25 protein-coding genes and 2 pseudogenes are annotated in these 25,061 nt (G+C 59.4%); 11 read left to right on the forward strand and 16 right to left on the reverse strand.

Features of this window, described 5'->3' with window-relative positions; translation table 11 throughout:
- Positions 1 to 74 precede the first annotated feature (74 nt).
- Positions 75 to 191, reverse strand: a pseudogene (locus DIE08_RS32645) (IS3 family transposase); the annotation flags it as partial.
- Between the two features lie 149 nt (positions 192 to 340).
- Positions 341 to 724: a helix-turn-helix domain-containing protein gene (locus DIE08_RS32650; protein WP_124905861.1), complete on the reverse strand. Its 384-nt coding sequence runs from the start codon at positions 722 to 724 to the stop codon at positions 341 to 343.
- Between the two features lie 95 nt (positions 725 to 819).
- Between DIE08_RS32650 and DIE08_RS32655 the strand changes: the two genes are divergently transcribed.
- Both DIE08_RS32655 and DIE08_RS32660 read left to right on the forward strand, forming a co-directional pair.
- On the forward strand, positions 820 to 1,923 hold the full coding sequence (locus tag DIE08_RS32655; RefSeq protein WP_124905863.1) for an alkene reductase: 1,104 nt from the start codon (positions 820 to 822) through the stop codon (positions 1,921 to 1,923).
- Between the two features lie 150 nt (positions 1,924 to 2,073).
- Positions 2,074 to 2,550 carry a DUF6640 family protein gene (locus tag DIE08_RS32660; protein ID WP_124905865.1) on the forward strand — a complete coding sequence of 159 codons (477 nt, stop codon included), beginning with the start codon at positions 2,074 to 2,076 and terminating at the stop codon, positions 2,548 to 2,550.
- Positions 2,551 to 2,668: 118 nt separating this feature from the next.
- Here DIE08_RS32660 and DIE08_RS32665 read toward each other — a convergent pair.
- The 6 genes and pseudogenes from DIE08_RS32665 to DIE08_RS32690 form a co-directional block, all read right to left on the reverse strand.
- A pseudogene (locus DIE08_RS32665) lies at positions 2,669 to 2,996 on the reverse strand (IS3 family transposase); the annotation flags it as partial.
- 82 nt (positions 2,997 to 3,078) lie between these two features.
- On the reverse strand, positions 3,079 to 3,753 hold the full coding sequence (locus DIE08_RS32670; protein ID WP_124905869.1) for a carboxymuconolactone decarboxylase family protein: 675 nt from the start codon (positions 3,751 to 3,753) through the stop codon (positions 3,079 to 3,081).
- A gap of 187 nt (positions 3,754 to 3,940) precedes the next feature.
- Positions 3,941 to 6,151, reverse strand: a complete 2,211-nt coding sequence (gene paoC, locus DIE08_RS32675; RefSeq protein WP_124905871.1) for an aldehyde oxidoreductase molybdenum-binding subunit PaoC — start codon at positions 6,149 to 6,151, stop codon at positions 3,941 to 3,943.
- A 3-nt stretch (positions 6,152 to 6,154) separates the two neighbouring features.
- Positions 6,155 to 7,105, reverse strand: coding sequence for a xanthine dehydrogenase family protein subunit M (locus tag DIE08_RS32680; RefSeq protein WP_124905873.1), 951 nt, complete (start codon positions 7,103 to 7,105; stop codon positions 6,155 to 6,157).
- Positions 7,102 to 7,764, reverse strand: coding sequence for an aldehyde dehydrogenase iron-sulfur subunit PaoA (gene paoA / locus DIE08_RS32685; RefSeq protein ID WP_124905875.1), 663 nt, complete (start codon positions 7,762 to 7,764; stop codon positions 7,102 to 7,104). The genes DIE08_RS32680 and paoA overlap by 4 nt, the downstream gene beginning before the upstream one ends.
- Positions 7,765 to 7,837: 73 nt before the next feature.
- Positions 7,838 to 8,824 (reverse strand): aldo/keto reductase, encoded by a 987-nt coding sequence (locus DIE08_RS32690; protein WP_124905877.1) that lies wholly within the window; start codon positions 8,822 to 8,824, stop codon positions 7,838 to 7,840.
- Positions 8,825 to 9,185: 361 nt separating this feature from the next.
- Between DIE08_RS32690 and DIE08_RS32695 the strand changes: the two genes are divergently transcribed.
- The 3 genes from DIE08_RS32695 to DIE08_RS32705 all read left to right on the forward strand — a co-directional run bounded on the left by DIE08_RS32695 (position 9,186) and on the right by DIE08_RS32705 (position 12,360).
- The gene (locus tag DIE08_RS32695; RefSeq protein WP_124905879.1) at positions 9,186 to 10,397 is read left to right on the forward strand and encodes an arabinose transporter; all 1,212 of its coding nucleotides are present in this window, start codon (positions 9,186 to 9,188) and stop codon (positions 10,395 to 10,397) included.
- 122 nt (positions 10,398 to 10,519) lie between these two features.
- Complete coding sequence (locus tag DIE08_RS32700) at positions 10,520 to 11,545, forward strand: aldo/keto reductase (RefSeq protein ID WP_124905881.1); 1,026 nt, start codon at positions 10,520 to 10,522, stop codon at positions 11,543 to 11,545.
- 47 nt (positions 11,546 to 11,592) lie between these two features.
- Positions 11,593 to 12,360, forward strand: coding sequence for a glucose 1-dehydrogenase (locus tag DIE08_RS32705; protein WP_124905883.1), 768 nt, complete (start codon positions 11,593 to 11,595; stop codon positions 12,358 to 12,360).
- A gap of 23 nt (positions 12,361 to 12,383) precedes the next feature.
- Here the strand turns inward: DIE08_RS32705 and DIE08_RS32710 are convergent, their stop codons facing one another.
- From DIE08_RS32710 to DIE08_RS32735, 6 genes are all read right to left on the reverse strand, one after another.
- Positions 12,384 to 13,376 carry an amidohydrolase family protein gene (locus DIE08_RS32710; protein WP_124905885.1) on the reverse strand — a complete coding sequence of 331 codons (993 nt, stop codon included), beginning with the start codon at positions 13,374 to 13,376 and terminating at the stop codon, positions 12,384 to 12,386.
- A 149-nt stretch (positions 13,377 to 13,525) separates the two neighbouring features.
- A complete protein-coding gene (locus DIE08_RS32715; RefSeq protein WP_124905887.1) occupies positions 13,526 to 14,509 on the reverse strand; it encodes an aldo/keto reductase in 984 nt (327 codons plus the stop codon).
- Positions 14,510 to 14,729: 220 nt separating this feature from the next.
- Entirely contained in the window at positions 14,730 to 15,428 is a 699-nt protein-coding gene (locus DIE08_RS32720) for a type 1 glutamine amidotransferase domain-containing protein (protein ID WP_124905889.1), read from the reverse strand.
- Positions 15,425 to 16,489 (reverse strand): NAD(P)-dependent alcohol dehydrogenase, encoded by a 1,065-nt coding sequence (locus DIE08_RS32725; protein WP_124905891.1) that lies wholly within the window; start codon positions 16,487 to 16,489, stop codon positions 15,425 to 15,427. The genes DIE08_RS32720 and DIE08_RS32725 overlap by 4 nt, the downstream gene beginning before the upstream one ends.
- A 103-nt stretch (positions 16,490 to 16,592) precedes the next feature.
- Positions 16,593 to 16,892, reverse strand: coding sequence for a superoxide dismutase (locus DIE08_RS32730; protein WP_124905893.1), 300 nt, complete (start codon positions 16,890 to 16,892; stop codon positions 16,593 to 16,595).
- Between the two features lie 31 nt (positions 16,893 to 16,923).
- On the reverse strand, positions 16,924 to 17,490 hold the full coding sequence (locus DIE08_RS32735; RefSeq protein WP_124905895.1) for a flavodoxin family protein: 567 nt from the start codon (positions 17,488 to 17,490) through the stop codon (positions 16,924 to 16,926).
- Positions 17,491 to 17,672: 182 nt separating this feature from the next.
- On the opposite strand from DIE08_RS32735, the gene DIE08_RS32740 reads away from it, so the two are divergent.
- From DIE08_RS32740 to DIE08_RS32765, 6 genes are all read left to right on the forward strand, one after another.
- The gene (locus DIE08_RS32740; RefSeq protein ID WP_124905897.1) at positions 17,673 to 18,578 is read left to right on the forward strand and encodes a LysR family transcriptional regulator; all 906 of its coding nucleotides are present in this window, start codon (positions 17,673 to 17,675) and stop codon (positions 18,576 to 18,578) included.
- A gap of 70 nt (positions 18,579 to 18,648) precedes the next feature.
- Positions 18,649 to 19,071: a putative quinol monooxygenase gene (locus DIE08_RS32745; protein ID WP_124905899.1), complete on the forward strand. Its 423-nt coding sequence runs from the start codon at positions 18,649 to 18,651 to the stop codon at positions 19,069 to 19,071.
- A 25-nt stretch (positions 19,072 to 19,096) separates the two neighbouring features.
- Positions 19,097 to 19,507, forward strand: coding sequence for a DUF1330 domain-containing protein (locus tag DIE08_RS32750; RefSeq protein ID WP_124905901.1), 411 nt, complete (start codon positions 19,097 to 19,099; stop codon positions 19,505 to 19,507).
- A 165-nt stretch (positions 19,508 to 19,672) separates the two neighbouring features.
- Positions 19,673 to 20,041, forward strand: coding sequence for an antibiotic biosynthesis monooxygenase (locus tag DIE08_RS32755; RefSeq protein ID WP_124905903.1), 369 nt, complete (start codon positions 19,673 to 19,675; stop codon positions 20,039 to 20,041).
- A gap of 19 nt (positions 20,042 to 20,060) precedes the next feature.
- Positions 20,061 to 20,993: an NAD(P)-dependent alcohol dehydrogenase gene (locus DIE08_RS32760; protein WP_124905905.1), complete on the forward strand. Its 933-nt coding sequence runs from the start codon at positions 20,061 to 20,063 to the stop codon at positions 20,991 to 20,993.
- Between the two features lie 2 nt (positions 20,994 to 20,995).
- Positions 20,996 to 21,700, forward strand: coding sequence for a YafY family protein (locus DIE08_RS32765; RefSeq protein ID WP_124905907.1), 705 nt, complete (start codon positions 20,996 to 20,998; stop codon positions 21,698 to 21,700).
- 230 nt (positions 21,701 to 21,930) lie between these two features.
- Here DIE08_RS32765 and DIE08_RS32770 read toward each other — a convergent pair whose 3' ends face one another.
- Both DIE08_RS32770 and DIE08_RS32775 read right to left on the reverse strand, forming a co-directional pair.
- A complete protein-coding gene (locus tag DIE08_RS32770) occupies positions 21,931 to 23,025 on the reverse strand; it encodes an alpha/beta hydrolase (RefSeq protein ID WP_244108031.1) in 1,095 nt (364 codons plus the stop codon).
- 94 nt (positions 23,026 to 23,119) lie between these two features.
- Complete coding sequence (locus DIE08_RS32775) at positions 23,120 to 24,538, reverse strand: aldehyde dehydrogenase family protein (RefSeq protein ID WP_124905939.1); 1,419 nt, start codon at positions 24,536 to 24,538, stop codon at positions 23,120 to 23,122.
- Between the last annotated feature and the right edge of the window lie 523 nt (positions 24,539 to 25,061).

Below are 25,061 nucleotides of genomic sequence, written 5' to 3' on the forward strand. Positions count from 1 at the left end.
GACGCCGGATATATGTACGCAATCGACTTCCGTGTCCGTCAACTTCCGTTTGCTATTGGGAGCAGTCCATATATGTAAAACGTCGCGTCGCTGATCCCCATCTTGCGGCAGACCTCCGCGACCGGCGTGCCCAACTCGGCCTGCTTCAACGCGTATGCGATCTGCTCTTCGGTGAACTTGCTCTTCTTCACGGCATGACCTCCAAGTCTCGATGACATCGTCATGCCGGAATTTTCCACTTCCAAATGGGACAGTTTTGTGGGCTAGGGTCAGGTCACCTTAATGATACGATTTTCACCGCAGAAATGCTGTCAATAAGAAAATCCGCCTTTTATTTTATCTATCCAATATGGCCGGCGGATCGTATTTCGAACAGGTCTCTCGCCTTCTCAACATCACCCTGGTGAGCTAGCGACCAATTAATCAGCGCCATAATTGGTTCCATTAAAGTGCGACCAAGTGGTGTCAGTTCGTATTCTACACGAGGCGGAACCGTAGGAAAAACCGTACGCGATACGAGCCCGTCTTTCTCCAAGCTTTTCAACGTCAGGGTTAGCATTCGCTGAGACACTTGGCCAATTGTTCGCCTAAGTGCATTGAATCGCAACGGCCCCTCTGCGAGATGCGCGACGATCAGAATGCTCCATTTATCACCAACGCGACTAAGTAGTTCACGTGTGAAATTCGAGCACTCAGGAATTGCGCGGTCAGGGGTCGGTATCATGAATGTGCCTTCTTGTGGCGAATTTGGCAGTGTGTATCATAGCCTTGGCAACCAAGTCGAAGCACTTATTTTGCTCCTACAAGAGGCTTAGCTCCATGGACCATGCACCCGCTGTTCTTCTTGAACCCTACCGTTTAGGGCCTTTAACAATCAGGAATCGTATGGTGATGGCGCCAATGACCCGTAGCCGAGCGGTCAAAGATGCCGTGGCTCATCCCCTAGCACCGACCTATTATGCGCAGCGCGCCGGCGCTGGACTTATTGTTTCCGAGGCGACGCAAGTCAGCAGGCAGGGGACCGGCTATATTCGAACTCCCGGTATCTATTCGTCCGAGCAAGTCCAAGCTTGGCGTCGCGTTACTGATGCCGTTCATGACGCTGGTGGGGTTATTTTTGCTCAATTATGGCATGTCGGCCGCGTCTCTCACTTCGAGTTTCAAAATGGCGCTCTCCCGATCGGGCCCTCGGCATTGAACGCTGAAGCCGAAGTGTTCATTTCAACTGGCGTAGTCAGGACTCCGACTCCCCGCGCACTGAGTACGATCGAGATTGCTGATGTTATCGGGCAATTTCGTAAGGCAGCAGAAAATGCTGCTGCGGCCGGATTTGATGGGGTTGAGCTACATGGTAGCTCCGGTTACCTACTGGATCAGTTTTTGCGGGACGCATCAAATTGCCGAAACGATCGCTACGGCGGTTCCATCGCAAACCGTGCCCGCTTTCCTCTTGAAGTCGCGGCAGCAGTATCTGATGTGCTGGGAGCAGATCGTGTTGGCTATCGCGTCGGCCCAAATATGACGCTTCACGGGATGCATGATTCAGCGCCGGTGGATACGTTTAGCTATCTCGCTGCCCACCTTGATCAGATAGGCCTTGCTTATCTGCACGTGACCGAAGGTATCTCCGGGCCAGACGCACCTCCACAAGGTGCCATCCGGATTGCCCCTTACCTGCGCCGGGTTTTCTCACGCACCTTCATTCTCAATGGGGGGTACGACGCAAAGAGCGGGGAAGTTGCTATCTCTCAGGGAGAGGCGGATTTGATCTCATATGGGGTCCCATTTCTTGCAAATCCCGACTTGCCAGAACGCTTCCGCAACGGTGATCCTCTTAACATGCCGGACTATGAGAGCTTCTATGTTCCCGGCGAGGATGATGCAGTGGGTTACACGGACTACCCTGCTATCAAGCGGAAATAGTTCGTAATAAGTTGATTGGATTTTCTGACGGGAGCCTAAAAAACTCACCGCGTCTAATTAAATCATCGCAATATAATGTTCCCCAGGCGCTATCCGGTCTGGCTGATTGCGCATCTAGAATGCAGTATTTCACAAGCCCACGAGGGTACGATGGAAAGACAAGAAGCGACTTTGAACATTGAAAAAATACTACTCTCGCTGTGCGCCCTAATAACATTTTTTGCGGCATTCTGGGCTGATGTGCTCGGCCCTTTTTCTCAGGAGCACATCTTCAACCCCAAATGGCCGCCACACGCAAAATTTCACGATTCTCAATACATATGCATGTCGATGCTTCTTTCTTTGGTCGCCCTTGGCTTCATATGGCGTAGAAACCTTCCACAGTTGGAAGATCATATTATTGCCGGACTCATACTTGCTTCGCCGTACTTGGGCATGTATGCGGCTCTTCTATTTCCCGGGACAGCAATGTTTGATTCGGAATTCGATAAGCTTGCGGCTTATGTGGCCGGGCTTCATCCCCAAATTTGGTTTGCGACGGTGATCCTGGGAGTAATTGCATTATCCATGGTTCTCACGAAGCAGCGCTCCAAAAGACTTCAAGCCAATGAAAGTAGCTTCATATAAGGATCGTCTCTTATAACAACCTTGTGACTATTATATAGAACCGACTTAAGAGGATACAGCCAGTAATAGATTCATCACAATTAATTACGAAATGGACCGAACAGTGCTCCATAGACACTCACGAGTCGTTTAGCACGTAGCGCCGTTCAAGCTCAACGCGTGGCAGGTCGACAGCGAAACCGTGCTGACGAACGAAGTTCATAGAACATCTCCACATAATTGAACATGTCAGTGGACGTCATCGCCCGCATCGGATAGTTTCTCAGTTCGGTCCGGTCCTTTTTCAGCGCGCTGAAGAAGCCTTCCGCCAAGGCATTATCGGGGCAGTTTCCACGACGGCTCATGCGTGGCACCATCTGCTGAGCCTTCAAAAACGATTGCCAGTCATCGCTGGCGAACCGGCTACCTTGATTCGCATGAGTCACGATACCCGGTGCCAACTTGCGATGCGAAGATGTCTACAAATGGACCGCGAAGATTGACCCGATCCGAGCCGATCGAAGCGGTGCGTGGTGTAGCACAGCGACCTTAGTGACCCGTCGCTGCCACAAGTTGTCGCTCCAACGCTTCGTCCGCGCGTCGTGCGGCCTGTCGGTCTACGCGATCGACCAATACCTCGCAGAGCTGTTTCAATTGACCAGCGGAAAGTCCGACGTTCATGCTGATTCGCATATGCGCTTGCAGCTGTGAATCGACCCCGGTCAGCGCGGCGAGCATGCTTACCGTCGCCAGCTCACGGCTCTGCCAATCGAGATTGTCGCGCTCGAAGATGTCGCCGAACAGATGAGTCTTCAGAAATCGGTCGATCGCCGGTGCGAAATCGAACAATGCGCCTTTCACCGGCCCCCCGGACAGCTTCGTCTGGTTCGCCGTGCCGGCCACAAGCAATGCGTCGCCAGTCGGAACCTGTCGACCGGGCGCCGAACCGTCCGCATCTCGCAGCCTCGCCTGCTTGCGCGTGTCCACCACCTTCATCAGCGCGCCGAGCGCATTGAGGCTGCGCGGAAAGCCCGCGTAAGCATAGAGCTGCACCAGGATTTCCCGGACCTCGCTGATCGTCAGACCGATGTCCAGTCCCTCGTTCAATGCAGCAGTGAGTTTGTCGATGTCCCCCGCCGCAGCGAATGCCGCGATGGGCACGATCGCCTTTTGACGGGGGGTTAGCGCTTCAGCAGCGTCTGGAAGAGACGTTTTCGTATTCATGCCTTCGGGTTCCTCATGTGAAGTTGCCTGCGTCGGCGTTGCCGCCAAGCTAAGGGCTAAAACGAGAACTGTGGTCCGCAGAAGTCTCGGAACGGGCACGCCGCGCCGGACGGCAAGTCTGCCCCGCGAGACAGCCGTCGTATCCATGTCGGTCGATAGAGATCGCATTGGCTCCGTGTCCGGGATATCAGGCCAGTGCCGGCAATCGATCGAGAAACTTCTCGAGCGTGATGGGATATTGACGCACACGCACGCCAGTCGCGTTGTAGACAGCATTCGCAACCGCGGGCGCAACGCCCGTGAGGCCAAGTTCGCCGACGCCCTTTGCCTTTACCGGTGAGATGACCGGATCGACTTCGTCGATGAACGCGACGTCGAGATGCGGTATGTCGGCATGAACCGGCACCTCGTAGCCGGCCAGATCATGGTTGATGAACAGACCGAATCGCTTGTCGACCGTCATCTCCTCCATCAGTGCGGCGCCGATTCCCATCGTCATTCCGCCGATCACCTGGCTGCGCGCTGTCTTGGGGTTCAGTATGCGGCCGGCCGCACAGACGGCAAGCATGCGGCGCACGCGGATTTCGCCGGTGAACGCGTTCACGCCGACTTCGGCAAAGTGGCCGCCGAATGTCTGGATTGCGAACCGCTTCGACAAGTCGCCGAACTCCATGCTTTCCTCGACGACGATCGGTCCGTTGTCTGCCGCACGCTCGAGCGGAACGCTTCTGCTGCCGGAGCGGATTTCGCCCGCAGCGAACTCGGCCTCGGCAATATCGAAACCGAGGCGGCGGGCAACCCTCTCACGCAGTTTCGTGCATGCAGCGTAGACGCCTGCGGTAACTGATGCCGCGCCCTGCTGCCCTCCTGAACCGGGCGTCTCCGGAAAGCTCGAATCGCCCAATCGGACGACGACCCGATCGATCGGTACGCCCATCATTTCGGCCGCGGTCTGTTGAACGATCGTATAGCTTCCGGTCCCGATGTCGGTCATGTCGGTTTCGACCGTGACGATCCCGCGGCTGTCGAGAAGTACTCGCGCACCGGCTTTGGCAATGGGCGCACCGCGGATCGCTGCTGCCATGCCGAGGCCTACGAGCCAATGGCCGTCGCGGACCTGTCCAGGCAGCGCTTGTCGTGCGCTCCAGCCGAAGCGTTCTGCGCCGGTGCGCAGACACTCGACGAAAGGACGCGACGAGAAAGGACGTTGCGGAAGTTCGGGATCGAATTGTGTGTCGTTCCGGACACGAAACTCGACAGGGTCCATACCGAGCTTCTCGGCCATCTCGTCCATTGCGATTTCGAGCGCCATCAGCCCCGGCGCTTCGCCAGGCGCGCGCATCGCGTTGCCCTCGGCCAGGTCGAGTGTCGCGAGCCGGACGCGCGTCATCCGGTTCGTGCCCGCATAGAGCATCCGTGTCGACAGCGTCGTGGGTTCGGTACGTCCGCCGGCGAGATTGCCGGACCAGCTTTCGTGACCGATCGCGATCAGCATCCCGTCGCGCGTGGCGCCGAGCCGGATCCGCTGAATGGTCTTCGGACGATGAATCGTGTTGTTGAACATGATCGGACGCTGGAGCGCGATCTTGACCGGGCGCTGCACGATTCGCGCCGCGACTGCGGCGAGCACGAGATCCGACTGCACGGTCCCCTTGCCGCCGAAGCCGCCTCCGACGAACGACGAGATCAGACGCACGTTTTCTCGCGGTATGCCGAGAATGGCGCCAAGATCGCGCGTACCCCAGTTCATCTGCTGGATCGACGTCCAGCACGTGACGCGATCGCCGTCCCATTTCGCGATCGACGCGTGCGGTTCCATCATTGCGTGTGCATGGTCCGGAACCGTATAGGTCTCGTCGACCCGGACGTCGGCATCGGTGAACGCCTGCTCGAAGTCTCCTACATGCGTGTCCGTCGGACCACCGAACGCCATCTGGCGCGCAACTGGCGCTATGTGGATCTGGTCCTGGAGGTCGAACTGCCCGTGGCGTCGCTCGTACTGGACGCGAATCAGCACAGATGCCGCGCGCGCCTGCTCGAATGTCTCCGCGACGACGACGGCCACCGGTTGATGGTAGTGGTCGACGTCCGGCGCCGCGAGCATGCGCTGCACATAGAACTGGCCGACACCGAGTTCGCCGGCATTTCGATACGTGACGACGGTAAGCACGCCGGGCGCGGCCTGCGCCCGACGTGTATCGATCGACGAGATCCGCCCCTTCGCGACGCTCGCGCCGAGGATGTAGCCGTAAGCGACGTTTGGCCCGATGTCGTGGTACTCGTACGCATAGGTCGCCGTCCCGGTCGTCTTCAACCGGGCTTCGTAGCGGTCGTGCGGCTGACCGACGACCGTCAACCGGTCGATGGGATTCTGTCCTGCACGCGTGTCGAACTTCATGGATCAGCCCCTCGCTCGTTCCATCACATAGGCGAGCGTGCGCTCGACCAGCGGTATCTTGAATGCGTTGTGCTGCGTCGGCTGCGCGCCTTTCATCAACTCGCTCGCGACGGCGGCAGCCCCCCGCGTCATCGCGGCGTCTGCGGATGCAATGCGCCACGGTTTCGGTGCGACACCACCCAGCGCGACGCGGCCGCTGCCATCCGGATGAACGATCGCGGCGACCGACACGAGCGCGAACGCGTACGAGGCCCGATCGCGGACTTTGTGATAAAGCTGACGGCCGCCGATCGGGCGCGGAAGCGTCACTGCGGTGATGAGCTCGCCGGGCGCAAGCGCAGTCTCGACATGCGGCGTCGTGTCCGGCAATCGATGGAAATCGGCGATCGGAATCGTCCTCGTCCGTCCGTCACTGCGAACGGTTTCCACCGATGCGTCGAGCGCGCGCAATGCAACGGCCATGTCGCCCGGATACGTTGCAATGCAGCTGGCGCTGCCTCCGATTACCGCAAGTTGCCGCGTGTATCCGCCGATCGCCGCACAGCCGGAGCCGGGCATACGCTTGTTGCACGGCAGGTTCGGATCGTAGAAATACGGGCAACGCGTGCGCTGGAGCAGGTTTCCACCCGTCGTGGCCTTGTTTCGCAGCTGACCGGATGCGCCCGCAACGATCGCACGTACCAGTACCCCGTAATCGCGTCGCACTCGAGGATGCGACGTAAGCGCCGTATTGGTCACAAGCGTGCCGATCCGCAGTCCGCCTTCCGGTGTGTCGTCGATATGGTCGAGCCCGATGTCCTGAATATCGACGAGGTGAGTCGGCGTCTCGATCTCCAGTTTCATCAGGTCCAGCAGGTTCGTGCCGCCGGCGATGAATTTTGCTCCCTGGCGCTGTGCGACGATGCTTGCCGCGTCCGCAGCGCTTTTCGCCCTCTCGTAGGTAAACGCCTTCATGAGCGGCTCCCTGCAACCTCCGCCATGGCATCGGCGATGTTCGAATATGCGCCGCAACGGCAGAGGTTGCCGCTCATCCGTTCGCGCAACTCGGCACGCGTCGCGCCGACGGGTGCCATTAGGTCGTCCGTGACATGACTCGGCACTTCGGCCCTGATTTCGTCCAGCACGGCAACGGCCGAACATATTTGACCGGGCGTGCAGTAGCCGCACTGATATCCGTCGTGCTTGATGAATGCGGCCTGCATCGGATGAAGTTCGGACGGCGTGCCCAATCCCTCGATCGTCGTGATCGTGTCACCGTCGTGCATCACCGCGAGGCTGAGGCACGCGTTGATCCGAACACCGTTCACGTGCACCGTGCATGCGCCACACTGCCCGTGATCGCAGCCTTTCTTCGTGCCGGTCAGACACAGGTGTTCCCTCAACGCATCGAGTAACGTGGTCCGGGGATCGATGTCGAGCCGTCGATCGCTTCCATTGACGTTGAAGACAACGCGCATCGTGTCCGTCACCGTTGACGGCGACTCGCTCGGCTCCGCATTCGTAACCAGCGGCTGCCCATTTGCGGCATCGGGCAAGAAAGGCGTCACGGCAGACACGGCACCGACGATCAGCAGATGACGTCTCGTCGCGTTCAGTCGTTCAGAATCGTCCATATGTCTTCATTCCTCTCGTTGCGATGATCGCGTGCCGGTCGAGCGGCCACGAACCTTCTTTCCATTTCGCCGCTCACCAGGCATAAGCCTCTGGCGCGGCGCCCCCGGGCCCTGGCCAGATTTCGTCGAGGCAGCGAAGTGTGTCGTCGGAGAGTGCAATATCCAGAGCCCGCGATGCCGATCTCAGCTGTTCCACGGTTCGCGGCCCCACGATCGGCGCGGTCACCGCCGGGTGATGGAGCAGCCACGCCAGTGCGACGTCCGCGGGGCGTTCGCCGAGGTCATCACACAGCGCCTCCCAAGCCCCGAGCTGCTGCCGGCAGCGCACGATCTTGCCCGCCATCTCGGGCCTTGCCCGCCGCCCCTCGAGCGTCCCGCGCAATACGCCTCCCAGCAACCCTCCGCCCAACGGACTCCACGGAATCAAGCCCAACCCATGGTGACGACACGCCGGAATCAGTTCGAGTTCGACGGTTCGCGCGGACAGATTGAACAGACTCTGTTCGGCTATCAGTCCCATGAACTGACGCGAACGCGCCGCGGCCTGCGCGGTCGCGACGTCCCAGCCGGCGAAATTGCAGCTGCCGACATACAGCACCTTGCCCTGCTGCACCAGCAGTTCCATCGCCTGCCAGATTTCCTCCCAGGGCGTCGACCGGTCGACGTGGTGCATCTGGTAGAGGTCGATATGATCGACCTTCAGCCGCTTCAGGCTGTCCTCGCAGGCACGGCGGATATGGTAGGCCGACAGACGCCTGTCGTTCGGACCGGTGCCCATCGGCTGATAGACCTTCGTCGCAAGGACGATGCGATCGCGGCGGCCGCCTTGAGCGATCCAGCGTCCGATGATCTCCTCGGAGATGCCGAAGCCCTTCTCAAGGTCGGGCGACTGTGGGCCGCCATACACGTCGGCCGTGTCGATGAAATTGATGCCCAAATCCAGCGCGGCGTCGAGAATGTCGAAGCTCGTGGATTCGTCCAACACATCACCGAAATTCATGGTTCCGAGACAGAGACGACTGACTTTTAGGCCCGAGCGTCCGAGGTGTACGTATTGCATTCTGATGTCGCCGATGTTGGTAGTCGGATTCCGGTTTGTTGGTGACACATCGGCATCTGCGGCCGTTCTCGGTCCTGCAGGTCTGCACGACGATGCGCCTCAACAGGACTTTAGCGGGAACGATGGTTTTAGAAAGCCGTCCTTCATTTGATGGCGCTGTGAATGGCGCTCAACAACAGGCGGCGACTCCCCCGCATCGACGACACGTCCATTGCTGCCGATTTGTGAATGCAGTTCATTGGTCCGTCAATCGAACGCTGGCTAAACAAACCGGGACCATTACGCTAAATTCGACGCCAGTCGCACGCACGATACGCCGAGGCGGCGCTGACCAGATCTGCGTTGACCCGCTCACTATTCGATGGAAATACCCGTGACACCACCGCAATACCATTCGGCAGCGGCAGACCGCTCTTTGCTTCCGCTGATAAGCTGCGTATTCACCGTGTTCCTGGTCACGGGCGCGGCGCTGCCCGCTTTGCCGCTGCACATCCACCACGATCTCGGCTTCGGAACATTCACCGTCGGTTTGGTCTCCGGCGCCCAGTTCGCATCATCGCTGGTCTCCCGCCTGTGGTCCGGTGCGATTGCAGACCGGCGTGGACCGAAGTTCGCGGTTTCCACCGGTCTTGGATTGACTACGGTGGCGGGACTCCTGTACTTGTTGTCGCTGACGTTCTCCGGCAACCCATCACTGTCCATCGCGATCCTGCTCATGGGCCGCGCGCTGCTCGGTGCTGCTGAGAGTTTCATCATGACCGGCTCGCAAAGTTGGTGCCTCGCTCTCGCCGGTCCGGGCAATGTCGGCAAAACGATCGCGTGGATCGGAACGTCGATGTTCGTTGCACTGGCGGCCGGCGCACCGCTCGGCAGCTTTCTGTTCGACGTATTCGGCTTTTCTTCGATCGGGCTCGCCACTTCCGCCGGCGCGGTCGTGACGATGCTGCTGATCGGCCCTGTCTCAGATACCAGAACCCAGTCCAGAAATGCAGAAGCCGTCGGGAAAGTACTGAAAGCCGTCTGGCTGCCAGGACTGGGCATGGCATTTCCCGGCCTCGGCTACGGCATCATGACCGCCTTCTCCGTGCTGCTGTTCGTTCAGCGCGGCTGGCAACCCGCGTGGCTCTCCTTCACCGGATTCGCCGCGGCGCTGATGGTCGCGCGGTTTTTTTTTGGTGCATTGCCCGATCGCCTCGGTGGAGCACGTACAGCGGTCATCTTCGTCACCGTCTACAGCGTCGGCATGACGCTCATCTGGGCCGCCCCGGCTGCATGGCTCGCGTTTACTGGGACGGCGCTCGCAGGATTCGGCTACGCGCTCATCTATCCGGGCTTCGGCATGGAGGCTGTAGCCCGAGCGCCAACGGACGCCAGAGGGCTGGCCATGGGCATCTACACTGCGTTCATCGATCTCGCCCTCGGCGTCTTTGCGCCTCTGCTCGGCCTTGTTGCCAATGTAACGGGGCTCGGCGCCATCTTTCTGATCAGCGCGATTCTCGCCCTGTTCGCCTTGCCCATCGCGATGAGACTTCGTTCGTCTGCTGAAGGCGCTCGAGACGCGCATCTCACATGACAGGTGAGCGCCGCGTTACCTCCTCGACAAGTGGGTCTGGCCTGTTTCCTATCCGGGTCGCGATCACGGTTTCGTAATCACGCATCGTCGCAGTTCAAAATCTCGCTCATTCGGAGAAGCACATGCAATACGTCAATCTTGGCCGGGCCGGCCTCAAGGTCTCACGCCTTTGTCTGGGCTGCATGAGTTACGGGGAACCAGCCCGACTGCCCCAGCCCTGGTCGTTGGATGAAGAGGCGTCTCGCCCGTTTTTTCGTCAGGCACTCGAGGCTGGAATCAACTTCTTCGATACGGCGAACATCTATTCGGGTGGCAGTTCCGAGGAAATTGCCGGGCGCGCACTTCGCGACATGGCGCGACGCGAAGAAATTGTCGTCGCGACGAAGGTATTCTTTCCGTGGAGAAATTCGCCCAATACCGGTTTCCTGTCGCGCAAGGCGCTGTTCCAGTCGATCGACGACAGCCTGAAGCGACTTGGCATGGACTACGTCGATCTCTATCAGATCCATCGCTTCGATCCTGGCACGCCGGTCGAAGAGACGATGGAGGCGCTGCACGACATCGTCAAAGCCGGAAAAGCGCGCTACCTCGGCGCCTCGTCAATGGAAGCATGGCGTTTCGCCAAGATGCAGCACGTTGCGGAGCGCAATGGCTGGACACGTTTCATCTCCATGCAACCGCAGTACAACCTGCTCTATCGCGAGGAGGAGCGCGAGATGTTGCCGCTTTGCATGGACCAGGGCGTCGGCGTCATTCCATGGAGCCCGATGGCGCGAGGCAGGCTGACGCGCGACTGGAGCGAAAGCACTCATCGAACGAAGAACGATGCGTTCGCCATCCAGATGTATCTGAATACGGAGGCACAGGACCGGAAGGTAATCGACGTAGTCGCCCGGCTCGCCGACAATCACGGCGTTCCACGGGCGCACGTCGCGCTCGCGTGGCTGCTCGCGAAACCCGGCGTGACCGCTCCGATCATCGGCGCGACGAAGCCCGAGCATCTTGCAACGGCGATCCGGGCGCTCGACTTCTCGTTGACCGACGATGAAATCAACGCGCTGGAAGCGCCCTATATCCCCCATCCAGTCGATGGAATCGTTCCGCCGCTTCCTGATGGCCCTTCGACCCTTACTCCGCCACGTAACTGAAAGGGAAATACATCGACTTTGACGGTCTTCCACCAGGGAAATGAAACATGAATCCGATCTATGACTTCAAAGGCCAAGTGGCCTTCGTAACCGGGGCAGCGATGGGCATGGGTCTCGCTGCAGCCCGTGCATTTGCGCAAAACGGGGCCTCCGTGGTCCTGGCCGATCGTGACGGGGACCTCGCCTTGCGGGAAGCGCAAAATATCGTCGACGAAGGCGGCATCGCAACAGGTGTCGCGTGCGACGTCACCGACGAAGTCCAGGTCGCTACCGCCGTCGACCGCGCCGTCGCGGAGTATGGCCGGCTCGACATGGCATTCAACAATGCCGGCATCCAGGTACCGCCCAGCGATGCGGCAGACGAGCCGGCCGAGCATTTCGAGCGAGTGGTTGCGGTCAACCAGTTCGGCGTCTGGGCAAGCATGAAACACGAACTGCGCGTGATGCGCGCCCAGGGATCCGGCGCGATCGTCAACAACTCGTCGCTCGGCGGCCTGATCGGCCTTCCCGAGCGTGCCGCCTATCACGGAACGAAGCATGCCGTGCTGGGGATGACGAAGAGCGCCGGCGTCGAATACGCGTCCCGCGGCATACGCATCAACGCCGTTTGTCCCGGCACCATCGATACGCCGATGGTGCAGGACATGCTGAAGGAACAAGCCGATGTCATGAAGGTGATACTGAAGGACCAGTCCATCGGTCGCCTTGGACGAGCAGATGAAGTGGCCGCCGCCGTACTGTGGCTGTGCAGTCCCGGCGCGAGTTTCGTCGTCGGCGTCGGCTTGCCGGTCGATGGGGGCTTCACAGCCCACTAAGCACATCCACCGACTTCGCATCATCATTCGGGGCTATGCGGTGTCGCTCTCCGGCACAGCCGTTCCCAGTTCCCGTGGGCAAATTTGACCTTGTCGCCGCCATCAAGAGCGAGTCCGTTTACAAAATTCCTGGCGTCGCCGCCCGCACGGTACTGGTATGGATAATCAGTGGAGAAAAGAATGCGATCCGGACCGACTGCTTCAATCGCGCGCCGCAGATAGTTTTCGCTGAACATGCCGCTCGACGTCAGATAGAGGTTGCCTCGCACGTATTCCACAAGCGGCTTTTGCAAATTCGACACCCGATCCAGCATGGCAAGCCGCTCGAGATAGAAGATCACGACCTCACCCCAGTGTCCGAGTATCACCTGCAAATCGGGATAGCGGTCGAAAACGCCCCCCAGAACCATGCGCAAGAATTCAATGCCGGCCTCGTAGTGCCACCCAAGGCCGAATGTCGAAAAGGCCAGATCGATCGATGCCGAAAAGCCGCCGTAGTAAACATCTCGCACGACGGCCTGCGGAATTTGCGGATGAATCAGCAACGGGACGCCGAGCTCGGCCGCACACGCATAAGTGGGTTCAAACAGCGCATCATCGAGATGCTCGTTGCCGACCCGGCCATAGAGAATGGCGCCCTTGGCGCCCAGGTCCTTCACGGCTCGACGCAGTTCGTCGGCCGCGGCATGCGGACTGGCAAACGGCAGCGCGGCGAGTGCCTGGAAGCCCGCCGGATTGCGGTGCACGGTTTCAGCCAGCAGATCATTCACGCGTCGAGCCAAGCCAGTACCGTGGTCCCCGAGATTGTTCAAGCCGGGTGTGGTCAACGACAGAACCTGCTGCTCAACGCCGGTTTCGTCCATCAGAGCCAGCCGTTTCTCGCCTAGGTCGGCGAGGCGCTCGTCGAGGACAGCCGTGTTGAGGTCCAGGCTACCGTCATCTGCGCCGGGAATGGTCAGCCACGCGTCCTTGATATCGGCCGGGAGGACATGTTCTTCGATTCCCACGATCTTCATTGCCGCCCCCCTCTACCGCAGTTGAAATGTTTGCCATGGGCTGGACCCACACGACCGATGCAAGACGGCCGATCTGCTGCAATCCCAGAGCGCATGCCGGCATCGCACATCGTCCGCCAATACACGTCGTGTTGGCGATCACGTCCGGTCTATTGCCCGGAAAAGCGCAGCATGGCCTCCGGATACCGAGCCCCCTTGACGACAATGTTCGCCTGCCGGATCACGTCGAGGTCGTCCTGATCCAGCCTCACGTTCAGCGCACCGATGTTCTCCTCGAAGCGTTCGAGCTTGCGCGTGCCGAACAGAGGCACGATCCACGGCTTCTGTGACAGCAACCATGCGAGCGCTATCTGGGCGGGTGTCGCGCCGTGTTTCTGTCCGATTCCGCGGATGAGATCCACCAGCTTCTGGTTAGCGGCGCGGGCCTCTTCGGCAAACCGCGGCGTTTTCGCACGGATGTCGGAGTTGTCGAAAGTGGTGTCGACGTCGATCCGGCCTGTCAGAAAACCCTTGCCAAGCGGGCTATATGGCACCAGCCCGATACCCAGCTCTTCGAGCGTCGGGATGATCTCCGCCTCGGGCTCGCGGGTCCACAGGGAATACTCGCTCTGCAGCGCCGCGAGCGGCTGCACCGCATGCGCGCGGCGAATCGATTGCGCACTCGCCTCGGACATGCCGAACCACAGCACCTTGCCCTCGGCTATCAAATCTTTCACCGTGCCGGCGACGTCTTCCATAGGCACTTCGGGGTCAACCCGGTGCTGATAGTACAAGTCGATATGGTCAGTACGCAGGCGCCGCAAGCTGCCCTCGATGGACCGGCGGATCTGAGCCGGCTTGCTGTTGACTCCGCCCCGGTGTTGGCCCGTGTCCTGATCGATGTCCCAGCCGAACTTGGTCGCGATCCTGACTTTGTTACGCACAGGTGCGAGGGCTTCGCCCACCATCTCTTCATTGGTCCACGGGCCATAGACTTCTGCGGTGTCGAAGAAGTCCATGCCACGCTCGACGGCCGTGCGAATGAGGGCGATCATCTCTGCACGGTCGGGCAATTCACGCGCCTTGCCGTAGCCCATCGCCCCGAGAGATAAGGCCGATACTTCAAGCTCTTGGCCGAGTTTGCGCTTGATCATGCTGCACCTCCTGATTCGTCGCGCGGTGTGACGCAAACCGTTGCAGCACATGTCTGCTCGTCGAGCATTGGCTCAAGGCGGCTGGACGACCAAGCGCCCGGTCCGCAATATGCTCGCCGACAATGCCGGCACTCAGGCACGTCCGATTTCGCTACCGATGCGGCGATCCACAGCCTGGGCCAGGACGCCGCAATCGCCAGCCCGACGATTGGCTCCGACTTCAGGCTATCTGGCCGAAGTTGAGCTGGTTGACGACTGCTTGCCCCACGCCATGCGCGGACGCCGGATTCTGGCCGGTCACGAGGCGGCCGTCGATGACGATATTCTCGCTCCAGTTCAGCGCAGGACGGTGCATCGCACCGCGCTGCTTTAGCGTGCTCGCCAGCAGATAGGGCACGACCTTCGTGTAGTTGACCTCGGCTTCCTCCTCGTCGGTGAAACACGCAAGATTCTTGCCGGCTACAAGGTAGCTGCCGTCGGAGAGCGTCGCGTTAACCAGCGCAGCTGGTCCGTGACAGACCGCCGACACGATGCCGCCGGCTTCCCAGATCTCGCGAACGACTTTCTGCACAGCAGGGCTGTCGGCGAAGTCCCACATTGTGCCGTGACCACCGGCAAAGAAAACGGCCGAATAGCGTGACGGTTCGAGATCGCCGAGCACGCGTGAATGGGCGAGCTCGTCGCGAAAATGCTTGTCCTGCCAGTAGCGCTCATTGACGGGATCCGTCAGATCGAAGAAGTCGATAGGCGGATGACCGCCACGAATCGAGGCGATTTCCACCGGGATGCCGGCTTCCTGGAACACGGCAAGCGGATGCGTCAACTCGACCATCGCAAAACCGGTCGGCTCGCCCGAATCGCCGCGGATCGGGTGGCTGGTGACCACGCACAGGATGGGTTTGATGCGAGTACTGTTCATGCTTGCGGTCCTGGGGTTTTGAGTGAAGCCATGTCAATGACGAAACGATATTTCACGTCGCTTCTCAGCATGCGTTCATAGGCTTCGTTGATTTTCTGGATAGGGATCATCTCGACGTCCGAGACGATGCCATGCTCGCCGCAGAAGTCGAGCATTTGCTGGGTATCGCGCAGGCCGCCGATGAACGACCCCGAGATCGCCTTGCGGCCACGCACAACCGATCCGGCATTCACAGGGGTGCTGAGTGGCCCCATGTAGCCGACTAGTACCAGCACGCCTTCCAATGCAATGGTCGGCATGTAGGGATTGACGTCGTGATCATAAGGGACCGTGTCAATGATCACGTCGAATCGGCCGGTAACGGCCTTCATTTGTTCGGGGTCACTCGACAGCACCACATGATCGGCACCGAGGCGGACCGCATCGTCTTCCTTGCCCGCCGAACGGGTAAACAGCGTGACATCGGCACCGAGCGCCTTGGCCAGTTTCAAGGCCATGTGACCTAGCCCGCCGAGCCCGATGACCGCGACCTTGCTCTCTGCCCCAACATTCCAATGGAGCAGCGGCGACCATGTTGTGATGCCGGCGCAAAGGAGCGGTGCCGCGCCTGCTGGATCGAGGCCGTCGGGGAGAGACAGCACGAACTTGTCGCGCACGACAATCACGTCCGAGTAGCCGCCATACGTGATGCTGCCGTCCTGCCGATCGACGCTGTTGTAACTGAAGGTGGAACCCTCGACGCAGTCTTGCTCCCATCCCTTCAGACAAGGTTTGCAGTGCTGACAGGAATCGACCATGCAACCGACGCCGACCATGTCGCCGGCCTTGAACCGACTCACATTCTCGCCGACCTGGCGCACGCGTCCTGTAATCTCGTGGCCAGGCACGATGGGATAGGTGGTGAAGCCGCCGTGGTTGCGTGCCATGTGCAGATCGGTATGACAGACGCCGCAATAGAGTATATCGATCACCACATCGTCTGGCCGAGGAGCTCGCCGCTTGAAGTCGAGATGTTGGAGCGGATCGTTGGCCGAATAAGCTGCGAAGCCCGTTGCATTCATGGAGTGTAGTCCTCGTCGCGCGTCGCGCGACCACGGTAGAAAGATGGCTCGATCAGGCCATATGCGATGACAAACCAATCGTGATACACCCGACGCCCGAGACTCAGGCACTGCCGGGAGCGAATAGGGCCTCCCAGTTGGTGAAAGGGCCAAGGGGGATGACTTCCCAGCCGATCAGTCCGGCCTTGGCCAGCGGAAACTCCGCAAGCGCACTCCTTGCGGCCTCGACAGACTCGGCTTCCGCGATGATGGCGACACCGGGCCGGTCCTGTCGAAAATAGATGTCGCGGATGATGCCCCCTTTGTACATCTGCCACGCATGGCGGGCTTCGTCCTGCATGTGTGGCCGGTATTTCTCGAGGCTGGCGCCCGGCTGGGGGACATCGAGGCAAAGCAGTTTCATCGTTGGTTTTCCTTAAGCGGTGCAGAGCGGTTCAGACGGGTTGGAGGCGGCCGGCTATCGTCGCCACGCGGCGACCGAGGTACTGGGCTGTCATGAGGTCGCTTGCCGGCGGCGCTACATCGGGCGCCTGATCCACGTTCGCATGGGTCATGACACCCAGCCAGCTGCCCAGCCGGTTCAAATCGTCAGCGCTGGCGGTGCTGCTGTTGTTGCCGGGCATGAGATCGAGGCCAACCCAGATCATCCCGTGCTGTGCAGCGAACAGCGCCATCGATACCAGCGAGTTCAGCTTGTCGCCGTGCTGCGCACCGGAGTTCGTGAACCCTGCGGCGATCTTGTTGCGCCATTTCAGTGCGGTCCACGCAGCCTTCGTGGAATCCTCGAAGAACTGCTTGAGCCGGGCGCTGATCATGCCGTTGTAGGTCGGCGAACCGAAGATGATCGCGTGGCTCGCTTCGAGCGTTGCCCAATCGACGCCATCAGCGACTGCAAACAGCTTCACCTCGGCCCCATGGATCTGCCGAACTCCTTCCGCGACGGCCTCTGCCACGCGCGTGGTGTGGCCGTAGCCACTGTCATGCACGATTGAAATCAACACCTGTGTTTGTCCTTTCCTTGAAGGTTTGCCCTTCCCGAGAGTCGGTTGAACGGGTAGCGCTTCACAGGCGCACCCGAAAATCACGCTGCTGGTTAAACACTTTAAAGTAGAATTTTAAGAAGCATGGGTGGAAATAATTCTCATCTGTGCTTCCTCAATTTCTACAATCGCGGAGCAAATCTGTGCGTGACCGATTCGATGGCGTGCAATTGTTTGTGGAGGTCGTCGACGCAGGCGGCTTTGCGAAAGCCGGTGAACGGCTTTCGCTGACGCGCTCGGCGGTCGGAAAGGCTATCGCGCGTCTTGAGGAGCGGCTCGGGGTGCAGTTGTTTCAGCGCACAACCAGGAATCAGTGTCTGACCGAGGACGGACAGCAATATTACGAGCGCTGCCTTCGAGCGATCGAAGAGATGCGCGCTGCGGAAACCATGCTGGAAAACGGCCGCCGGGAAGTGGTCGGGAAGTTGCGCGTCACGCTCCCCACGCTGTTCGGCCGCTACTGCGTCGCCCCGATCCTGCGATCGTACGCGCGAGCGCACCCGAAGCTAGAACTGGAATTGAACTTCAGCGATCGTCAGGTCGACGTGATCGCCGAGGGTTTCGATCTCGCGGTGCGCAACGGCGTGGCGGGTACCGGCACCACGCTGCGCGCGCGCCTGCTGGTCAACCAGCGCAAGGTATTGTGTGCATCGCCCGCCTATCTCGCAACGAGAGGTGAACCGCATACGCTGGCCGATCTGGTGAAACACGACCTGCTCCCCTACTGGCGCAACGAGCACGGTTTGCTCTGGCGGCTTCCTGACGCGACCGATACGCTTGTCGATTTTCAACCCACTTCGCGCTTGCGTTTCGACGATCTCGAGGCAATCGCCGATGCCGCTGTCGACGGCATGGGCCTGGCGTGGGTGCCCTACTGGCTGATTCGCGACCGGATGCGACATGGCGCACTGATCGAGATCTGGGGACATCGGCCGACGGCCGTCATCGAGGGCTACGCCGTTTGGCCGGCAGCGCAGTATCTTCCTCTGCGCTGCCGTCTGGCTATCGATGTCCTCGCCTCGGAACTGCCGAAATGCGTCGAGGCGTGATCGCACAGTCCCGTTCGAACACGCCATCCGAAAACATCGCCCTACATCAACCAAACCAGCGAGACCTCACATGCCTGAACGCCGCATTCGGCTGGGAACATGGCTGCTTGCCGCAGCCACGCTCTGCAGCCCCGAAACGAACGTGCTGCATGCCCAGGAACCGGACAGGACCGTGGTGCGCATCGCCGAACTAGTGATCGATCCCACACAACTGGAGAACTACAAGGCGATCGTCAAGGAAGAGATCGACGACTCCGTCCGGCTCGAACCCGGCGTGCTCGCCATCTACTCGGTCGCCGTCAAGGACAAACCGAACCATCTGCGCTTCTTCGAGATCTATGCCAGCGACGAAGCCTATCGGGCGCATATCGAATCTCCGCACTTCAAGAAATATGTCGCACTCACACAGCGGATGATCCAGTCGCGCACGCTGATCGAAACGACGCCCGTACAGCTCAGCGCCAAAGCGCAGCAACCGAAGTCGGTTGATTGACCCTGCCCACGATGGAGTTCCCTGCATGAAACGAAAACACGCCTTGCTTGCCGCAATCGGCGCGACCGCTACATTGACCATGAGTGCGTTGGCCGCGCATGCTCAAACGCCAACTTCCCAATCCCCACTCACGCATGGCAAAACGCCGGCGTACTACATCGCCGACTTCGAACTCACCGATCCGGAAGGCATCAAGCCGTACCGCGATCAGGTGGATGCAACGTTCAAACGCTACAGCGGACGTTACATCGTGCGTGCAGGCCATGTGGATGGGCTGGAGGGCAATCCGCCGAACCATCGTCTGATCATCATCGAGTTTGACAGCATCGACCTGGCCCGCGCGTGGTACAACTCGCCCGAGTACGCCCGAATCCGCCCGTTCCGCCAGCACTCCGGCCACACGAATGCGTACATTGTTGACGGACTGCCGCAGTAGCTGATGATCGTGCCGAGCATTCGCTCGCTCATCATGCCTTGAAACGATGCTATGCAACAAGCGCGTTCGAATGGTGCCAGAAACTGGCACCTCCCCTGCATAGAATGGCTCCGCGAACACAGGGCAGCGAACCGCGCTGCCCTATCACCGAGAAGGATCTGCGCCATGCCTCGATTCGAACCGCCCGACCCCGTTTATCCGGTAGCCCGCCTAGTAGATATCGACTCCGGAGCCATCGTCATGGTCAATCTCCTGACGATGGCTCCGAAAGACGAGGCCGCGTTTCTTGCGGCATGGGCCGCCGATTCGCCATCCATAAAGCGCCACCCAAGCTGCATCTCGACGCGGTTGCATCACGCGATCGGCGAGAACCCGACCTACCTCAACTGTGCCGTCTTTGATAGCGTGGCCGCATCGCGCAATGCCTTCAGAACGCCCGAGTTCCAGCAAAGGCTCACGGCACGCCCGGCATCCGTCGTGGCCCGCCCACCCCGCTTCGCCAAGGTCGCGGTTCCGGACCGGTGCACGGCTTGACGCTATGGTGACAACACATATGAAACGCATCCAATATAGTCGCTATGGCGGTCCGGAACTCATGCGCGTGGAGGATTTCCAATTGGCTGCGCCCGGCAAAGGCGAAGTGGCCGTGCAGGTAAAGTTTGCCGCGATCAATCCGATCGACTGGAAGTTGCGCAATGGACAGATGAAGATTGTTACTGGCAAGGCTTTTCCCCGCGCCATGGGCATGGATTTTTCGGGGACGGTCATCAACGTCGGTCCCGGTGTGACGCGCCACAAAGCAGGCGACGCGGTATTTGGACTCGCCCGCTTCAAGGAAAGCGGCGCGCATGGGGAAGCAGTCGTGACGAAGGAAAACTTTCTAGCGACCAAGCCTGAGAACATTTCGTTCGAGGCCGCGGCGTGCCTCGGCACCCCCGGTGTCACGGCATGGAACGGGCTGATCGACAAAGCGAAACTGCGAACCGGCCAGCACGTCTTCATCAATGGCTGTGCGGGAGCGGTCGGTGAAGCGGCCGTGCAGATCGCCCAACTGTTCGGTGCCGTCGTCTCTGGCAGCTGTAGTGCCCGAGACATGGAGCGTGCGACATCACTGGGGGTGCAGCACGTCTACGATTACCGGACGACCGATCTATCGAAAATCACTACACGCTTCGATGTAGTTTACGATACCGCGGCCACCATGACGGTATCGGACGGCCTAGCCATGCTGCGCCGGGGCGGCGTGTTCCTGGATCTTGATCCAGGCTCGGCCAAGCTTATTCGGGCGATTTTCGATCGACGGCTCAAGCTCATCATCGGTTCGCCGCGAGCGGAGATTCTGGAAAAGCTGGCGAGTGCCGCTCGGGAAAACAGATTCAAAATTCCCATTGGAGAAATCGTTTCCCTGAACGGTGCCATCCAGCTGATTAGCGAACTGGAAAAAGGCCGTAGGCTCGGCGGAAAGGGCGTCGTGGCGATGGAGTAAGCATGGCCAGAAGTCATCGACTGTTCGATCTGATGCAAGCGCTTCGACGACACCGAAGAACAGTGTCGGGAAAAGCGCTTGCGCTGGAACTCGGTGTGTCGCTACGCACCATCCGTCGCGACGTCGCGACGCTGCAGAACATGGGCGCCGATATCGATGGAGAGCCGGGTGTCGGCTACATCTTGCGACCAGGATTCCTTCTGCCACCACTCTCGTTCACCGCGGAAGAAATCCAGGCGCTGGTTATCGGAGCACAGTGGGTCAGCCACCAAACGGACGATGCGCTTGCCCTTGCTGTGACGAATGCATTGGCCAAGATCGACGCTGTTTTGCCCGCTGACATGCGAGCCGCACTCCAGGACGATACGGTCTATGTGGGTCACCCGCTGAAGAGCCAGGCGCCACTCGACTTGAGCGACATCCGCCGGGCACTTCGCGAACAGCGCAAGTTGCGCATCACCCTGTCGATCGAACATGCACCCACTGACGAACAAGTGGTCTGGCCGATCATGGTGGGTTTGATAGACGGCAAGCGGTTTATCGCCGCCTGGTGCGAGCTGGACAGCCGATTCCGCGTGATCGGTCTGGATGACATTGCTACCGCGGAAGTTCTAGTTGAACGCTACACTCGCGACCGCCGGCAGTTAGTCAAGGAATGGCGCACCCAGGAGATGCGTCCATGCAATAGTCAAGGAACCGTTTGCTAACGAGTTGGAGTTGTGTCCAGTCGGACTGCCGTTTGTGTAGTGGACCCCAGGTTCATTCAGTCCCATCCGCTTCACCCGGCACCTCGCTGCTATCGCCAAAATCTGTTCGATCCAAAAACAACCTTGCCTCACAGGAAACCGCCCATGCAACGGGCAACATGGCACGCGTGGAGATTCATTGGCCGCGTTAGCTGAACGTATCGAACCGGTTGGACGCGCCTGCAATGTCGTTAGGGATGCAGATACTTGTCGAAGAACACACTCAGATCCGTAAAGTGCGCCTTGGTCTCCGGTGCATCGGGAGAAAGGAGATACTGAAAGTGAGACAAACCTTCGAAAACGATCAGATCTGCCGTCACGCCGGAATCTCGCATCTTGCGATGAACTCTCAAGGTGTTGCTTAGAAACAGATCCCGCGATCCAGTCGTGAGTATCGCAGGAGGGAAACCGTGAAAATCACCATAAACGGGGGAAAGCATCGGATCCTTTGGATCGTGCCCGTTCGCATACAGCGCCGCCGCATCGCCAAGCCATCCGCTGTAACGGACGAGCACATTGTCAATACCTCTATTGGTAAAGTACGTGTCGCCAGTCTCGGTGAGATCGGACCACGGCGTGCCCGGCGCGATGGCCCCGGGAACAGGCAGTCCTTCCGCTTTGGCGCGGAGTACCAAAGCCAGCGTCAAGGCGCCGCCGGCTGAATCGCCAAATACCGCAATTCTTTTGGGATCCGTGCCTTTTATGACCTCCTTATAGACCGCAATCGCATCATCCAAGGCTGCCGGATAGGGATGGTCGGGTGGCATGCGGTAATCAATAGCCAACACTTTGGCGTGTACAAAGCCAGCCATCAGGATGGCCTCGTATAGCCCTGCTCTACCGGGATTCAATACGTATCCGCCTCCGTGGAGGTTGAGCAAAAGTCTGTTCTGATTGCGTTCCGATACAATGTTTGGCGAGACTTTAAAAACGTTGACCCCTGCGATCTTTTCCGGTTGAACCGTTACATCCATCTTCAAGATTAGATCCGCCAAGCGTTCGTCGGTTGCGCCTGCCAACTTGCCAACCCAGCGTTTCCATTCCGCCCGTGTCTTCGGATGGTCGTCCCAAAATGGAGGTGGTCCCGCCGCGATTATCGTTTGAATTTCAGGGCTGACCGTAATGGGAACAGGGATCGCGCGATTAGCTCGATCCAGCCCACTCTCGTAGGCGCTCGCGGGACCCGGCATCAACAAGGTCAGGGCAAACAGGAACAATAAGCGACTACCTAGCGCCACGGGTTTTCTCCTATCAACCTGCTGAATCAGGGAACTGAAGCTCGCCACCGGCGTATTCTCCTGGAATCCGAGAACCGCGCTTCATCAACTCGCGCCCCAGCTTTTGCAACACATTGCACCGCTAAGGCGCCGCGACGGACAATCAGGCGAAACCGATCATGGCCTTCGTTTCGAGATATTCCTCCATCCCGAATATGCCCATTTCACGACCGTTACCCGATTTCCGATACCCCCCCATCGGGGCGACAGTATTCGCGGGCGCGCCGTTGAAGAAAACGCGACCAGCGTTCAATTTGCGACAGACGTTCAGTCCTTTTTCGCGATCTTTGGTGAAGACGTATGCACCAAGTCCATATTCGGTATCGTTTGCGATCTCGACCGCTTGTTCTACCGTTCTGTACGTCAGGACCGAAGTGACCATCCCGAAGATTTCCTCACGAGCAATCGTCATATCGGGAGCGACATCGGCAAAAATCGTAGGACGAACGAAGAATCCGCGGTCCAACCCGTCCGGACGGCCAGGGCCCCCGCAAACCAGACGCGCGCCTTCCTCGAGGCCCACATTGATGTAGTGCTGAATCCGATCGAACTGTGCGCGATTGACCACCGGACCGTGTGTCGTTGCGGGGTTTTTCGGGTCTCCGATACACATGTCAGCGACGGCTTCGCGAAGATAGCCGAGCACTTCTTCGAGCTGATCCTGATGCACGAGAAGGCGCGTCGGAGAATGGCAAGACTGCCCGCTGTTCGAAAAGCCACGTGTCGCGTTATATACCGCGGCCGCCCGCAAATCGGCATCCGGCAGCACAATGTTCGCCGACTTTCCACCGAGTTCCTGCGCGACACGCTTTACCGACGGCGCAGCCGCCTCGGCCACGAGAATCCCGGCACGGGTCGAGCCGGTAAACGACACGATGCCAATATCCTCGTGCGCGCTGATCGCGTTGCCGACGGTTGGGCCGTCGCCGTTCACAAGATTGAATACCCCGTTGGGCACTCCTGCCTCGTGAAGAATTTCGGCCAGGATCAACGCGCTCACGGGCGTGAATTCAGACGGTTTCAGCACGACCGGGCAGCCTGCTGCGAAGGCCGACGCGAGCTTGTTGCAAATGAGCTGGTTTGGCCAGTTCCAGGGGGTAATGAGTCCGGCCACGCCAATCGCTTCACGACGAATGATGCTGACGCCCAGCCAACTCTCGAATTCGTAACCCTTGAGCGTCTCGATTGCCTGCCGAAGCGCGGCAAGACCGGAGGCCGTATGTTGTTTCAACGAACATGGTGTACCCATCTCCTCCGTGAGGGCCGCCATGATGTCGTCTTCGCGACGCAAGTAGACCGCGACGATGTTATCGAGGAGTTCGATCCGCTCCTGCTTCGACGCGGTACTAAAGGCCGGTAGCGCACGCTTGGCAGCCTGCACCGCTCGATCCACGTCCGCGGCACTTCCCAACGCCACGACGCCGAAGGTCTCCTCCGTCGCCGGGTTGACGAGGTCAAACGGACGCGACTCGACGGGATCGACCCACTCACCATCAATGTAGAACTGCTCGAATTTTCGCATTGTCTCGGGTTTAACGGTTGAAGTATGCAAACCACCATGCAAGACATGTGCCATCAGACCGACCCATGGCATTCCGCGGCTCCGCCGCGTCGAAAATTCAATGACCTCGGATCGATTGACCGCAGGGTAAGCACGATTGTCTTCAACAAAAACATGACGATCATTGATCGCAACCGGCGTCCGTATCACGTCGCCTGCTGCGCCACCAAAATCAGACCCCAAGAAAACCGGCATACCGGTGACGTGCTCGCGGATCTTCACAATAGCGACGACATGCTCGTTTCCGACTCCGGCGGCCCCGCCTTCCGATAGCCCCGCAATACGGCATCTGCCGTGGGAATCGGAGTCTTGACCGACGTGGCCAAACGTGGGCAGCAGTACGGTGCCTTATACGTGACATCCATACGGGTACCGTCTAATTCGCGTGCAACGATGCGCCGATTCGAATACCGAAATCCGACGCTATTACTGATGACCTCGGCCATTTGATTGGAATCAAGATCCGACCTTCGCGCCGGGCGCG

The sequence above is a fragment of the Burkholderia sp. Bp9004 genome (genome assembly GCF_003858025.1).
GTDB classification, from domain to species: Bacteria; Pseudomonadota; Gammaproteobacteria; order Burkholderiales; family Burkholderiaceae; genus Burkholderia; species Burkholderia diffusa.